Raw genomic sequence first — 13,270 nt, 5'->3', positions numbered from 1 at the left:
GGTCAGCTCCTTCTGCAGTCAGCGGCAGTGACGGGCAGGCTGCTGCCGGGCCAGGGCTCGAAGCGGGGTGCTTCGCCGGCGGCGGTGGGTGCGATATAGCGGAAGCCGCAGCGGCCCGAGCCCATGTCGTGGGTGTTTTTGTGCACGATGCCGTCGGCGCCGGCGCCGTCGAAGTCCGCTTCCATGCCGGCGGCGATGAGTAGTGAGTAAGGCTGTTCGGGGTAGCCGAATTTCACGGATACCTTCTTATCTTGCAGCGTCAGTTCCTGTGCCACTTCGCCCATGCCGATGCCTGTTAGCCGGGCCTTGGCATTGACGATGGCCAGTGCGCTTCTTGCCGCACCGAGGCCGGCGTTGACCCGTGCGGCGCGGGCGTCGGCGGAGAGGTCGAAGAAGCGCGGCAAGGCAAAGGCCGAAAGGATGCCGAGGATGATGATGACCATGATCAGTTCGATCAGGGTGAAGCCGGTTTGCCTGCCCCCTCGGCCACCAGCCCTGTGTGCAGGGTAAATGGGCATCCCGTGGAAAGCCGCACAGGGTTTTCCGCTGCGACTCCGGTGGTTGGTGCGTTGGTGGATGGGTGAAGCGTCATCCACCCTGCGGAGTTTGCGGCCGATTGGTTTGCCGGTTGGCCTTGTTGGGCAGGTGATTGGCCGGGCGGTCATGGGGTGACCTCGATAAAGCCGGTGGCGGCGTGGACCTTGAATGAAAAGGTTCCGACCGTGACGGTGTTATTCCCGCTGCTGCAATTAATGGAGGAATTATTTGCAATGCAGCCCAGCGAATTGAACTCGATATCCATTCCACTCTGCACAGCAACATTAGCCGGAGGCTTAATTGGGTATTCATTACCAGAGGGATCTTTGATCTGAACACTACTGCAAGCTCCAGCCCCATAAGCCAGCGAATAGCCGCTACTATTAACAGTAACTCTTATTAGACAGCCACTCGCCACTGCCAGTTTCTGCGCATAACGAACAGACGAAAGAACCTCTTCAAAATAGAAGCGTTCATCGAAATTGCTTTTGCTAAAGAAGCGCGGCCCAGCAACGGCGGCGAGGATGCCGATGATGACGATCACCATGATCAACTCGACGATTGTAAAACCGCGTTGTTCAACCATTGGCCTGCCCTTCTTATAGAAGCGGGTTGGAGGCGGGAATCGACCCGCCTCCGGAAATTTGTGGCAACCCGGCCAGAAGCCGGATTGCGGTGTAGCGTAGGGCGGGTGAAACCCGCTAGCCGTAAGCCGAACGGGCTTTAAGCTGCGGCGGATTGCGCCGCCCCATATATTAATTAACCTGCGCAGGCATCAAGCACATTAATCTGCGGAACTCGATCTTCTGGATCTGTGGCCGCAGGATCTGCCTGAATGTAAGTAACTGAGCAGTCAGTACCAGTGTAATCCGCCGGCACATAAACAATTTCTCCTGTGTCAGGTGTACCGTTAAAGCCATCCACATCTATCGCCGCTCCAATTCCTGCAGCAGTAGCAACAGCATAGCCATTAGTAGTCGTAGTAACTGTCGCTCCTTCGAGTGTCACAGTCGTACCAGTACCACCATTTGCCAGCCAGGCCGAGTGAACGATTGCCGAAGCACTTCTAACTGTTCCTGCCAAACCTTGGATAGCTGCAGCACGTGCATCAGTTCCAAAGTTCGCAAACCTCGGCAACGCAAACGCTGCCAAGATCCCCAGAATTACAATCACCATAATCAACTCGATCATGGTGAAACCCGCTTGTTGCTTTTTCATGGTGTTGCTCCTTCTTGCGTTATTCAAAGGTTACGGCGACTTCGCCGGTGTTGCTGTTGTACTCGATGAAATCGTCGTTGCCATCGAGGGTGTAGCGGTAGAGGCAGCGGTGGCCCTGGGCCTCGGCGCGGAAGGTGGGGTTGGCGCCGGTGACGCTGGCCGCCGAGGCTTGCAGCAGGTTGGCCCAGAGATTCAGGCATTCCTGCTGGCTCATGCTGGTGATGGGGCCGGGGTTGCCGCTGCGTTCAGTGCCGACGGGCCAGCCGAGGGTGTTGACGTCCACGGTGCCGTTGCCATAGCCGATGACGTTGATCTGGCAGTTGCCGGCCACGCAACTGTTGTGGCCGCCGTTGCGGTTGAGTTCGTACTGGCCGCGCACCAGGGATACCGCCGAGGTGAAGGCGCCGCCGGCGCTGCGCACGGTGGAGCGGTGGGCGTCCTTGGCGGAGTCGATGAAGTGCGGCAGCGCCACGGCGGCGAGAATGCCGAGGATGGCGATGACCACCACCAGTTCGATCATGGTGAAGCCTGCCTGCGCGTATCTGCCTGATTGTCGGTTTGCCGTCATGTCGCCCTCGCTTTGCCGTGCTTTAGCAATCGCCGTGCGCAATCGCTCGCTGTTGGTTGCCATTTGGTCGCCTTTCATCAGCCCCTCCCCTGCGCCGCGCCGCCGAGTTCCCACATGGGCAGGAACACGCCCAGCGCAAGAATCAGCACCATCACGCCCATGGCCACGATAAGGATTGGCTCAATGGCATCAGCCAGCTGTTTAAGGTCGTAGTCGACTTCCTGCTCGTAGAAGTCGGCGACTTCGATGAACAGGTCGTCCAGCGCGCCGGTTTCTTCGCCGACGGCCATCATCTGCAGTACCAATGGGGTGAACAGGCCGGAGTTATGCGCCGAGCGGGTCAGCGCTTCGCCGCGTTCGACGCTTTCGCGAATGCCGAGAATCGCCTGGCCGATATGCTGGTTGCCGACGCTGGCGCTGTTGATCGAGAGCGTCTGCAGCAGCGGCACGCCGGCGCGATACATCATCGCGAAGGTGCGGGTGAAGCGCGCCAGGGCGATACGTTCGAAGATGCCGCCGACTATGGGCAGGCGCAGCTTGATGCGGTCCCAGCGCAGTCGACCGGCGTCGGTTTCGATCCACTTGAAGAAGGCGTAAAGCCCACCGACGATGCCCAGCAGCAACAGCCACCAATAGTCGCGCATGAAGTTGGAGGTGCCGATCAGCACGCGCGTGGCCCACGGCAGTTGCGCGTGGAACTGGGCGAAGACCTTGGCGAACGCCGGGATCACCAAGAGATTGATGACACCCAGCGCCACTCCCATGGCCACCAGCACGAAGATCGGATAACGCGTGGCCTGCTTGATGCGCTTGCGGGTCTCGCGCTCCAGCTCGAGATAGGCAGACAGCTGCTTGAACGCCTGGTCGAGCTGGCCGGTGTTCTCACCGACGCTGACCATGCTGACAAACAGATTGTTGAACACCTTGGGATGCGCGTTCAGCGCGACCGCCATGGACTGGCCGCTTTCGAGGCTGGCGCGCACGTCCTGCAGGATGCCGCGGAAATACAGGTTGCGATTGGATTCGGCCAGACCGCCGATGGCGCGGATGATCGGCACGCCGGCCTTGTTCAGGCTGTACATCTGGCGGCTGAAGATGATCAGTTCGTCCAGATCGACACGTTTGCGCCGCAGCTTCTCGCGCAGTACGGCAAACACGTCGACGCTATCGGCCTGGGCACGCTCCGCATCGATGGTCAGCGGGGTGATCTGGCGCGACACCAGCTCGCTGGCCACGGCGTCAGCGCTGGCGCCATCGAGCGCGCCGCTGACCCGTGCGCCGCGCATATCGCGGCCGGTATAGCGGAAGCTAGGCATCGGCAGGCTCCCCGCGAAGCGACCGGACGGCGCCCGTGGCGCTGGCGCCTACGGCCGCGATAGGCAGGAGACTAGCGGCGATCACGCGACCACCTCGTCGTCCACCAGGGTGGCGCAGACCTTCAGCACCTCTTCGATACTGGTGACGCCGGCGATGGCGTAATCCAGCGCGCACGCCGCCAGTGGTCGATAGTGCGCCTGCTGGCGCGCGGCCTCGGCGAAGCCTTGCGGATCACCCCGACGAAGCGCGGCGATCATCGGTTCGTCCAGTTCCAGCAGCTCGTACACACCGACACGGCCGGCATAGCCGCTGTTGTGGCATTGATGACAACCAGTGCCGCGCTTGAAACGGTGGTCGCGCAGCGAGCCGCCGTGCAGCGCTTCCAGCCAGGCCAGTTGCCGAGGATCGGGCTGATCGTCCTCCATGCAGTTTTCGCACACGCGGCGTATCAGACGCTGGGCGAGCACCGCATTCAGTGCGGTGGCGACGAGGAAGGGCTCGACGCCCATGTCGATCAGGCGCATGGCCGAGGTCAGGGCATCGTTGGTGTGCAGCGTCGAGAGTACGAGGTGGCCGGTCAGTGCGGCGCGCAGGCCGATTTCGGCGGTTTCCTGATCACGGATCTCACCAACCAGGACGATGTCAGGGTCCTGACGCAAGGCGGCGCGCAGCACGCGGGCGAAGGTCAACTCGATCTTGGCGTTGACCTGCACCTGGTTGACCCGCGGCAGGCGGTACTCCACCGGGTCCTCGACGGTGATGATCTTCTTCTCCGGGCTGTTCAGCTCGGAAAGCCCGGCGTAGAGCGTGGTGGTCTTGCCCGAGCCGGTCGGGCCGGTGACCAGCACCATGCCGTGCGGACGCTGCAACAGGCGCCGGAAGCGCTCGAGCATCGCCGGCGGCATGCCGGTACCTTCGAGTTTGAACATCGCGCCGCTCTGGTCGAGCAGACGCATGACCACCGATTCGCCGAACTGCACCGGCATGGTGGAAACCCGCACATCGAGGTTGCGGTTTTTCACGCGGATGTTGAAACGGCCGTCCTGCGGCAGGCGTTTTTCCGAGATATCCAGGCCGGACATGATCTTCAGGCGCATGACCAGCGCCGAAGCCACACGGTGCTCCTTCATCACCTGTTCGTTGAGCACGCCGTCGATACGCTGGCGAATCCGCACCACGCCTTCGTCCGGTTCGATGTGAATGTCCGAGGCCTTCATCTGCACGGCGTCCTCGAACAGCGTCTGCAGCAGGCGCACCACCGGCGCATCGCTGTTGCTTTCGCCGAGGCGCGAGAGGTCGAAGTCGCTTTCCTGCAGCTCACCTTCCAGCTCGCCGGCCAGCGAGGCGATCTCACTGGTACGGCGGTAAAGCTGGTCCAGCGCGCCGAGCAGCTCGCTTTCACGCACCACCGCCGGGTGGACGCGCTTGCCGAGCAGGCGCTCGATCTCGTCCTGGGCGAAGATGTCCAGCGGGTCGGTCATGCCCACCAGCAAACCATCGCCCTGGCGGGACAGCACTATCACCCGGAAGCGCCGGGCGACCGCCTCGGGCAGGCTCTGGGTCAGCTGGTTGTCAAACTTGTAGTGCTTGAGTTCGACGAAGGGAATCTGCAGCTGCTCGGACAGCGCACGCAGCAGGCGGCCTTCGTCGATGAAGCCGAGGTCCAGTACCGTGCGCCCGAGCTTGGAGCCGGTGCGCTTCTGGTCCTGCAGCGCCTGCTGCAGCTGCGCCTCGCTTATAAGGCCGGCCTGGACCAGCAGATCGCCGAGACGAATCTTGCGCTGGCGCATGTCTTGCGCGGTCATCGGGCACCTCCGAGTACGCCGGCACGTTCGGCGGCGAAGCGCCGCGAGTTGTCATCGAGCCCCTGCCCTTGCGCGGCCAGACGGTAGTGGCGCGCCGCCCGGGCGGGTTGATCGATCTGTTCCAGCGCGATGGCCAAGCCCAGCTGCCAGGCCGCCTGCTGCGGCTGAAGAGCCACCAGCTGGCGATAAACCGCAGCGCTGCCGGCCCAGTCGCCGACCTGCTGCTGCAGAGCTGCCAGCAACGCGTGATAGCCGGGATCGCTGGCCAGCGACGGCGCGTTCTGCACCAGGGTGGCGAGCGCCGTCTGTTTGTCGCCGCTCTGCAGCTGGCCACGGGCGAGCAGCATACGCAGCTCGGCATCGAACGGCCGGCTCTGCAGCCGGGCCGGCAGCCACTCAAGCAATGGCCCGATCTGTCCAGCCGCCAGGTAAGCACGAGCCAACCAGCGGGCCGCCTCGGCGTTGTCCGGCTGTGCGGCATGGAGCGCCTGCAGCAGCTCGATGGCACGGGGGAAGTTCTGCTGTTGCAGCGCATCGCGCGCCTGGGCCAGCGGGTCCGGTCGATGACTGCCGATCTGCACGGTGGGTTTGGTGGCAACCCGGGGTCTGGCAACCGGCGCCGAGGCCGGCTCGGTGACCGGCTGCACATCCGGCGCGATAACCGGCGCGGTCTGTGCGTCAGGCGCGGTGCGGGTGACCCACTCAGGCAGGCTCGCTTCGTCCAGCGCCGGCTCGGCGAAAGGCAGGTCCAAGTCCTCAGGGACGGCCGCTGGTGCGCCATCCATGTGGACTTCCAGCCAGAGCTGCGCATGGCCAGCGGCCGGCTCGAGCCGATCACGCACGTCGAGGCGATCGGTCATGCCGAGCAGCAGCACCTGCACCTGGTCGCCCTGCTGTTCCACTCGCCAGGACAGGCTTAGGCCATTGCTCTCCACGCGGCCGTTTCGCGGGCCATCGACGAGCGTCACATCCGGCAGACGCAGACTGATCGCGCCGCCTTCGTCGGTGCGCTGATAGCTGATCGAGCGATCCAGCAGCAACTGCAGCACGAAACGGCCACCGTCTTGCTGCGGCAAGACGTCGAGGAGCTGAGTTGCAGGCACCGCAGCGACCACCGGGGCGGCAGCAGGTGACTCCTGCACAGCCGGGGCTTGCGCGAAACGTTCGAACAGCACCACCGATGCCGCGGCGACCAACGCCCCGATAGCCAGCGGCAACAACCAGCGGCGCAACCGTGCCGATCGCTGACGCCGCGTTGCGGCTGTTTCATCGACAGCCTGCATGTCGAGGAACGGGCTCTGCCCGCCGGATGCCGCGCCGCGCGCTTCGAGATCGCGCAGCATGTCGTTGACCAGGCTCATGGCCGCACCTCGGCCAGCTGCGACAGCCATGGCAATGCACTCAACAGCAGGCTCAAGGTTGCCGCACCCGCCAGCAATGCCCAACGCAACGGAAGGGCTGCACGCAGGAACGGTCGCGCACCCTCGGTATCGGCCAGGGCACGGCGTACGTGGCGGCTGCCGACCCGTCGCTGGCCTTCGCCAAACGCCGCCATCAGGCACTTGTTGGCCAGGATGTTGAGCAACCGCGGGATGCCACCGCTGCCCTTGACCAGCAGGCGAATCGCGGCCGGCTTGAACAGCGGTTCACCTTGATAACCGGCAACCGCCAGGCGCTCATGCAGGTAACGCCTGGCATCGCTGACATCCAGCGGGCGCAGGCGATAGGAGAATGTGATGCGCTGGCGCAATTGCCGGAAATTTTCGCTGGCCAGCGTAGCGTCCAGTTCAGGCTGGCCGAACAGCACCACCTGCAGCAGTTTGCGCTGCTCGGTTTCCAGATTGGTCAGCAGTCGCAGGGCCTCCAGCGTGGCCGGTGGCAGCGCCTGCGCCTCATCGATCAACAGCACGGTGCTCTTGCCCTGGCCGGCCAGCTCGATCAGCCGGCGATGCAGTGCCGTCAGCAGCCCATGGTTATCCAGCTGCTCGACCCGCGGCACATGCAGCTCATGGGCCAGCGCCTGGCGCAGCGCCATGGGTCCGAGCGCCGGATTCGGCAGCCAGGCGAGCTGGTAGTGTTCGGCATCCAGTTGCTTGAGCAGCGCGCGGCAGAGCAGGGTCTTGCCGGTGCCCACTTCGCCGGTCACCTTGATGAAGCCCTCGCCTTCGGCCAGAGCCACGCGCAGCAGGTTCAGGCACGCCTGGTAAGGCGGCAGGCGAACCATGAAGCCGGTATTCGGCGTCAATGCGAATGGCTTTTCCTGCAGGCCGAAGAATGCTTCGTACATACCGATGCTTACCTGACCTGCCGGAACGAATCGGCGCTGCGGCGCAGCTCGTCGAGCCAGACCTGATCGTCGATCACCTGCGGGCGCACCAGGATGACCAGCTCGGTCTGCTCGAGCGATTTGCGTTGCTGCTGGAACAGGCTGCCGACGATGGGCAGCTTGGAGGCCCAGGGAATGTTGGCGTCGTTGTTGCTGTTGCGGTTTTCCAGCAGGCCACCGATGACCACAACCTGGCCGCTGCGCGCGCGCACGATGGAATCCGACTGGCGCGTGGTGGACAGCGCCAGCGGCAGGTTGAAGACGTTGTCGGAACCGCCCAGCTGGATACTCTTGTTCTGATCCTGAACGCGGCTGACGGTCGGACGGACGTGCAGCGTGACCTGGTCGTTCTCGTCGATCTGCGGGGTGACGTCCAGCGAGATACCGGAGAAGAACGGCGTCAGGGTGATGTCCAGATCCGGCGCGGTGGTGCCGCCCGCCAGCGAGGTGGTGGTGGTCGAAACGTCGGTGACGAAGAACTCGTCGGTGCCGACCTTGATCACGGCCTTCTGGTTGTTGAGAGTGGAAATCCGCGGACTGGAAAGCACCCGCACATCGCCCTGGGTTTCCAGCAGCTGCAGCACGCCGCTGAAGTCGCCGACGCTGACCGCAGCGCTGAACACGCCACCGACATTGTTGACGCCATCCAGCGTATCGCCCTGTACACCCAGCGCGAAGTCGGCGTTGCCCATGGAACCCAGCTGCGCCCAGTTGATCCCGGACTGGAAGCCGTCGGACAGGCTCACTTCGAGAATCTTGGTTTCCAGAATCACCTGCCGCTGCAGGTTGCGCTGCGCCTGCTGCAGGAAGCGCTCGACGTTCTGCTGGTCGGCACTGGATGCTCGAACCACCAGCAGTCCGGCCTGAGGGTTGACCACCACGCTGTTGTCCGCCTCGCTGCCGATCATCATCGCCACGACCTCGCGCACTTCACTCCAGAAGTCGACGCTGCTGCTGGTCAGCAGCTGACTGGCGTTGACGGTGCTGGAGGTCGAGTTGGTCGTGGTTCCGCCTGCACCGGTGTCGGTGTTGTCGCTGGTGGTGACTTGACCGGAGCTGACCCGAGTATCGGTCATGCCCTGTCGCTGCAGGTTGAGGTAGTTCAGGTCATAGGTGCGGGTGACTGCGGTATTGGCCTGGATTTGGTAGCCATAGCTGGTGCGGCGATAGTCGTAGCCGTAGCTGTCGCGCACCGCCGCGAGGACCTCTTCCAGCGTCACGTTGCGCAAGCTGAAGGTTATGTTGCCGGTCACCGCTGGGTGTACCAGCAGGTTCTGCCCGGCGTTGTCCATCAGGCTGAGGAAGAATTCGCGGGCCGGCATGTCGTTGGCGACCACATCGAAGCGCGGGCCACTGACCGCCGAGCTGCCGTCGACACTCAGCGGCGGAATCAGCGCAGCCTGTACCGACGGCGGCGGCAGCGCCTTGGCCTGGGTCTGCTGCAGGCTTTCCTCGAACAGACGGTTGCTCTGCTCGTAGAGGCGCTTGTCGCCGTCCTCGAATGTCTGGCAGGCGGCCAGCAGGCAGAACAGGCTCAGCAAGCCGAGACGTGGAAAAAGGGTCGGCATCATGGTCGGACTTGGCTCGGAGTAATGATCGGGGCAACCAGACGCAGCGTCTGCTGCTGGCCGTCGCGCTCGATCAGGACGGAATTCGTGTTGATGGCCAGGACTCGGGCATCGGCCAGGATGTCGCCGACTCTCAGCGATTGGCCGTTGAGCACCGCCCGGGCGCTCTGTGCACCACGGAAAATGGCTTGCAGGTGCAGCGTCGCCGGTGCCTGGCGCTCCGCTGCCGCGGTCACGAACGCCGCGGGCGGGCGGGTGGGATCGAGCGCGTAGGCCGAAGCGGGCAGCAAAAGGAACAAGCAGAACGCACGAGAAAAATCAGACACCAACCCACCCCGCTTCGCGACTCAAGGTATGCAGCTCCAGCGTGATCCGCGCTTTGTCCGGCCCGGCCTCATCGATGTGATAGTCCAGGCTGTCCCAATGCAGACGCCAGCCACTGTTCTGCACCGCCTGCAGGTAATCGAGCAGGTCGAAATAGCCGCCTTGCAGGGTCAGACGCAGGCCGTGCCGGTAGAAGCTGACCGCCGCTGGCGGCGCATCCTTCGCCGCATCCGTCGCGCCGGCCGGCAACTCCAGCGGCGCGCTGAAGCTCTGCAGCGCGACCATCTGCAGTTGAGGCTGACGGCGCAGTAGGTCCTGCAGCAGCGCTTTCATGCGTGCAGGTGAAACCAGTGAGCGGGTCTCCTCGTCGATGCTGCGCAGAATCTGTTCGCGGCTGGTGCGTGCAATATCGAGTGCGTCGCGATAAGGACGATTGGGGTCGGCCGCGAGCTTGGCCTGAAGTTCGAGCAACGCATTGTTCGCCTCCAGCTGACGGGCTTCGGCGAGACGCAGCTGGCTGTTCTGTTGGGCGATGCGCTGGGCGAGCGGCTCAGCCACTAGCAGTAGATAAAGCATGCCCAGCAGGGAAGCGCCGACCAGCACGCTCAGCCACTGCTCGCGCGGCGCCAGCGCCTGCCAGCGCTGCCGCAGGTTTTGCATGGCGTTATTCATCGTCGCCCTCCTCCGCCGCACGGGATGCCAGGCGGAACGCCAGCAGGCCGCTGTCGTCGCGCTGCAGATCGAAGCTACCGAACTCGCGACCCTGCAACGTCTTGCTGCGCCCGAGGCTTTCCAGATAAAGCGGAAGCAGTTCCTGATCCTGGCTCAAGCCGCGCAACAGCATGTCGCTGCCGCCCGCCTGCAGACGGATGCGGGTCAGCCACAGCCCGCGCGGCGGGTGCCGATCGGCCAGCGCCGTCAGTACAGGCGCGAAGCCGCCGCGCAGCTGGCCATCGAGCGTTCGCAGGTGCGTTGCGAGGCGCTGCAGCTGGCGGTTCTCCGCTTCCCGCTCTGCCAGTTGCGCAGGCAGCCGGGTATCCAGCGTCGGTTCCCGATAGTTGGCCTTGAATGCAGCCAGCTGCGCCTCTGCAGAGACCGCCTGCGCCTCGGCCAACTGACGGTCCGAGGCGCGCTGCTTGAGGTTCCAGCCCTGCCAGGCAGCATGCGAAGCCAGGGCAAGCGCCAGTACACATGCGCCAAGCAGGAGTTGCCGCGGACGCGGGCCACCCTGCTGACGACGTTCGCGCTGATAGAGATTGACGTTCTGCATCAGACGGCGTCCTGACGCAGGGCGGCGCCGACGGCGCCAATGCAGAACGCCTGCTGCGCTTCGGACATCTCGGCACCCGGCTGGCCGGGGAAGAGCTCGCGCAGGTCGAGGCGTTGCAGGTTCACCGCCAGGCCACTGGCCAGCCCCTGATAGGCGCGCTCGCCATCCTGCTTCATGGGCAGCAACATCAAGCGATTGATATAGCCCTTGCCGAGCTGGCTCTCGAAGTAGTCAAGCGAGCGCTGGATTTCCAGTGTCGTACTGCCCAGATCCTGGGCGGCGCGGGCCAGCCCCTGCTCGATACGCCTCGCCATGTAAAGGTCGGCGCCGTTCTGGATGCAGATCAGGCCTTCGCTGGTGCGCAGGCGCAGCAGTGCGAGATTCAGGCCTTCGGCGCCGGCGAGCGAGCCCAGATTGCGAAACGCCATCTCGGTGATGTCGATGCTCGCCATGTGCAGACCGGCCTGACGCACGAGCTGGGCGTAATGCTGCATCCGGGTTTTCTCGAGAACGGCGCAATAGACCATGCGCGTGCGCCCGCGATAGGCGTCCTCGGGCAGTGCGAAACAGTCGATCACCACATCGTCCAGCGACTGGCTGATCATGTCCTTGATGCGCCAGCGCATGGCGTCACGCAATTCCTGCGGCGGCACTTCAGGCGCTTCGAGAAGGAACATCTGGTATTCGGAAGGATGTAGCAGCACGTTTGCCGGCAGGCCCTGCAAGGCCCGCTCGCTTACGGTTTTTTCCAGCAGCGCTGCCTGTGCGTCGGCACTGCCTTCCAGGTGTTCGCAGTACGGCAGCATCGGTCGTGCGCCAGCCGCCCGAACGACCTGCGCCAATGCGATGCCTTGCGGACCAGCCTCGATGCCGAGCATGCCGGCTGGTTTTGATTTCTTGGTTTTGGAAAACAGACCCACCACTGGCTCCCTCGCCAAGACGTCGGTGCTCAACTGCCAGAAAGCAGAGAATCGATATTGAGGGCGTCAAATAGATAGCATATTGCCATCTGGCGTGACTCTAACAATATCCGATGGGTGCGTCCAAATATTGTCGTAAATCAATCGCGCACCAGAAAAGCGTCAATCTAAGGACGTCAAGTATCGCGCGCATTCTGGGTTAATTAATAAGCTGGCGCTATATCGGCTTAAGCCCTTTCGTCGCACGAGGGCATCACAAACTAAGCACCTGACGAACGGTAGTCAGCGGAATGAGCACGCGATGGATGCAGGAAAAGGAAACTGGCGCTCTTAGAACAGAGTGAGCTGCTCGAAACCACCGCGCAGATCGACCAACCGCACGCCGACGCCAATCAACCGAACCGGCCGCGCACCACGGGAGAAGGCGATGGCGAGCAGATCGGCGTAGTCGTCGATTTCGAGTCCGGCGCCAGCCTGCTCCATTGTGGTCTGGGTGAAATCATGGAATTTGAGCTTTACGAAGGGCTTGCCGGGTCGATAGCCGTTGTCGAGGCGCGCCATGCGGGTAGCCAACTGCTGCAGCAGCTCCGGCAGACGCTCCAGGCACGCCGCCAAGTCCGGCAGATCCTTGTCGTAGGTCTGCTCGACGCTTACCGACTGGCGCCGACTCTCCACCTGCACCGACCGCTCATCGACGCCGCGCGCCAGCCCCCAGAGCCGCTCACCGAACGCGCCGAACTCGCGGACCAGATCCAGTTTGCGCCACTCGCGTAAGTCGCTACAGGTGCGGATGCCGAGCCGGCCGAGCTTCTCAGCGGTGACGCGACCAACACCATGCAGCCGCTTGACCTCCAGCGCCTGTACGAAATCGTCGACCTGTGCCGGGGTAATGACGAACAGGCCGTCGGGCTTATTCCATTCGCTGGCAATCTTGGCGAGAAACTTGTTCGGAGCAACACCCGCCGACACCGTGATGCGCAGCTGCTGCCAGACCCGACGCCGGATGTCCTCGGCAATACGCGTGGCGCTACCGGAAAAATGCTCGCAGGCAGTGACGTCCAGATAAGCCTCGTCCAGCGACAGCGGCTCGATCTGCTCGGTGTAGGTGCGAAAGATGTTATGGATCTCACGCGAAGCCTCCCGGTAGGCATCCATGCGGGGCCGCAGGATCAGCAGATCAGGACACAACTTCAGTGCGTGCCCGGACGCCATGGCCGAGCGAACACCATATGCACGCGCCTCGTAGTTGCACGTGGCAATGACCCCGCGCCGATCCGCAGCGCCACCAACTGCGATCGGCCGCCGAGCCAGACTGGGGTCGTCGCGCATCTCGATCGCGGCGTAAAAGCAGTCGCAATCAATATGGATGATCTTGCGAAGGGTGGACTGACTCACGGAAAACAGGGCACCGGACAGG

At 63.4% G+C, this 13,270-nt stretch carries 14 protein-coding genes; all 14 read right to left on the bottom strand.

Annotated elements, in window-relative coordinates; all coding sequences use genetic code 11:
- Positions 1-2 precede the first annotated feature (2 nt).
- The 14 genes from CW305_RS23845 to dinB all read right to left on the bottom strand — a co-directional run bounded on the left by CW305_RS23845 (position 3) and on the right by dinB (position 13,248).
- Positions 3-518, bottom strand: coding sequence for a type II secretion system protein (locus CW305_RS23845; protein WP_104096894.1), 516 nt, complete (start codon positions 516-518; stop codon positions 3-5).
- A gap of 143 nt (positions 519-661) precedes the next feature.
- Positions 662-1,123 (bottom strand): type II secretion system protein, encoded by a 462-nt coding sequence (locus tag CW305_RS01230; RefSeq protein WP_104096893.1) that lies wholly within the window; start codon positions 1,121-1,123, stop codon positions 662-664.
- A 173-nt stretch (positions 1,124-1,296) separates the two neighbouring features.
- Positions 1,297-1,755, bottom strand: a complete 459-nt coding sequence (locus CW305_RS23840) for a type II secretion system protein (protein ID WP_104096892.1) — start codon at positions 1,753-1,755, stop codon at positions 1,297-1,299.
- Between the two features lie 19 nt (positions 1,756-1,774).
- Positions 1,775-2,401, bottom strand: a complete 627-nt coding sequence (locus CW305_RS01220; RefSeq protein WP_281257224.1) for a type II secretion system protein — start codon at positions 2,399-2,401, stop codon at positions 1,775-1,777.
- Positions 2,401-3,639: a type II secretion system F family protein gene (locus CW305_RS01215; protein ID WP_104096891.1), complete on the bottom strand. Its 1,239-nt coding sequence runs from the start codon at positions 3,637-3,639 to the stop codon at positions 2,401-2,403. Before CW305_RS01215 ends, CW305_RS01220 begins: the two co-directional genes overlap by 1 nt.
- Before the next feature lie 81 nt (positions 3,640-3,720).
- Positions 3,721-5,445 (bottom strand): GspE/PulE family protein, encoded by a 1,725-nt coding sequence (locus CW305_RS01210; RefSeq protein ID WP_104096890.1) that lies wholly within the window; start codon positions 5,443-5,445, stop codon positions 3,721-3,723.
- Positions 5,442-6,806 (bottom strand): tetratricopeptide repeat protein, encoded by a 1,365-nt coding sequence (locus CW305_RS01205; protein WP_104096889.1) that lies wholly within the window; start codon positions 6,804-6,806, stop codon positions 5,442-5,444. Before CW305_RS01205 ends, CW305_RS01210 begins: the two co-directional genes overlap by 4 nt.
- Positions 6,803-7,732, bottom strand: a complete 930-nt coding sequence (locus tag CW305_RS01200) for an ExeA family protein (RefSeq protein WP_102832474.1) — start codon at positions 7,730-7,732, stop codon at positions 6,803-6,805. The genes CW305_RS01205 and CW305_RS01200 overlap by 4 nt, the downstream gene beginning before the upstream one ends.
- An 8-nt stretch (positions 7,733-7,740) precedes the next feature.
- On the bottom strand, positions 7,741-9,342 hold the full coding sequence (mshL, locus tag CW305_RS01195; RefSeq protein WP_090521652.1) for a pilus (MSHA type) biogenesis protein MshL: 1,602 nt from the start codon (positions 9,340-9,342) through the stop codon (positions 7,741-7,743).
- The gene (locus tag CW305_RS01190; protein WP_234174759.1) at positions 9,339-9,638 is read right to left on the bottom strand and encodes a Type II secretory pathway component; all 300 of its coding nucleotides are present in this window, start codon (positions 9,636-9,638) and stop codon (positions 9,339-9,341) included. Before CW305_RS01190 ends, mshL begins: the two co-directional genes overlap by 4 nt.
- Before the next feature lie 19 nt (positions 9,639-9,657).
- A complete protein-coding gene (gene gspM / locus CW305_RS01185) occupies positions 9,658-10,335 on the bottom strand; it encodes a type II secretion system protein GspM (RefSeq protein WP_104096888.1) in 678 nt (225 codons plus the stop codon).
- The gene (locus CW305_RS01180) at positions 10,328-10,933 is read right to left on the bottom strand and encodes a PilN domain-containing protein (protein WP_104096887.1); all 606 of its coding nucleotides are present in this window, start codon (positions 10,931-10,933) and stop codon (positions 10,328-10,330) included. Before CW305_RS01180 ends, gspM begins: the two co-directional genes overlap by 8 nt.
- Complete coding sequence (locus tag CW305_RS01175; RefSeq protein ID WP_104096886.1) at positions 10,933-11,853, bottom strand: MSHA biogenesis protein MshI; 921 nt, start codon at positions 11,851-11,853, stop codon at positions 10,933-10,935. The genes CW305_RS01180 and CW305_RS01175 overlap by 1 nt, the downstream gene beginning before the upstream one ends.
- A gap of 330 nt (positions 11,854-12,183) precedes the next feature.
- Complete coding sequence (gene dinB / locus CW305_RS01170; protein ID WP_104096885.1) at positions 12,184-13,248, bottom strand: DNA polymerase IV; 1,065 nt, start codon at positions 13,246-13,248, stop codon at positions 12,184-12,186.
- Between the last annotated feature and the right edge of the window lie 22 nt (positions 13,249-13,270).

This window comes from Stutzerimonas kunmingensis, assembly GCF_002929225.1.
In the GTDB taxonomy this organism is placed as follows: domain Bacteria; phylum Pseudomonadota; class Gammaproteobacteria; order Pseudomonadales; family Pseudomonadaceae; genus Stutzerimonas.
The sequence above is the reverse complement of the archived record's forward strand: the minus strand, read 5'-3'. Positions and strand labels throughout refer to the sequence as shown.

What these genes read in the sequence shown, in the direction of transcription:
- CW305_RS23845 (WP_104096894.1), bottom strand. Translation starts at nt 518, where the DNA reads ATGCCCATTTACCCTGCACACAGGGCTGGTGGCCGAGGGGGCAGGCAA.
- CW305_RS01230 (WP_104096893.1), bottom strand. Translation starts at nt 1,123, where the DNA reads ATGGTTGAACAACGCGGTTTTACAATCGTCGAGTTGATCATGGTGATC.
- CW305_RS23840 (WP_104096892.1), bottom strand. Translation starts at nt 1,755, where the DNA reads ATGAAAAAGCAACAAGCGGGTTTCACCATGATCGAGTTGATTATGGTG.
- CW305_RS01220 (WP_281257224.1), bottom strand. Translation starts at nt 2,401, where the DNA reads ATGAAAGGCGACCAAATGGCAACCAACAGCGAGCGATTGCGCACGGCG.
- CW305_RS01215 (WP_104096891.1), bottom strand. Translation starts at nt 3,639, where the DNA reads ATGCCTAGCTTCCGCTATACCGGCCGCGATATGCGCGGCGCACGGGTC.
- CW305_RS01210 (WP_104096890.1), bottom strand. Translation starts at nt 5,445, where the DNA reads ATGACCGCGCAAGACATGCGCCAGCGCAAGATTCGTCTCGGCGATCTG.
- CW305_RS01205 (WP_104096889.1), bottom strand. Translation starts at nt 6,806, where the DNA reads ATGAGCCTGGTCAACGACATGCTGCGCGATCTCGAAGCGCGCGGCGCG.
- CW305_RS01200 (WP_102832474.1), bottom strand. Translation starts at nt 7,732, where the DNA reads ATGTACGAAGCATTCTTCGGCCTGCAGGAAAAGCCATTCGCATTGACG.
- mshL (WP_090521652.1), bottom strand. Translation starts at nt 9,342, where the DNA reads ATGATGCCGACCCTTTTTCCACGTCTCGGCTTGCTGAGCCTGTTCTGC.
- gspM (WP_104096888.1), bottom strand. Translation starts at nt 10,335, where the DNA reads ATGAATAACGCCATGCAAAACCTGCGGCAGCGCTGGCAGGCGCTGGCG.
- CW305_RS01180 (WP_104096887.1), bottom strand. Translation starts at nt 10,933, where the DNA reads ATGCAGAACGTCAATCTCTATCAGCGCGAACGTCGTCAGCAGGGTGGC.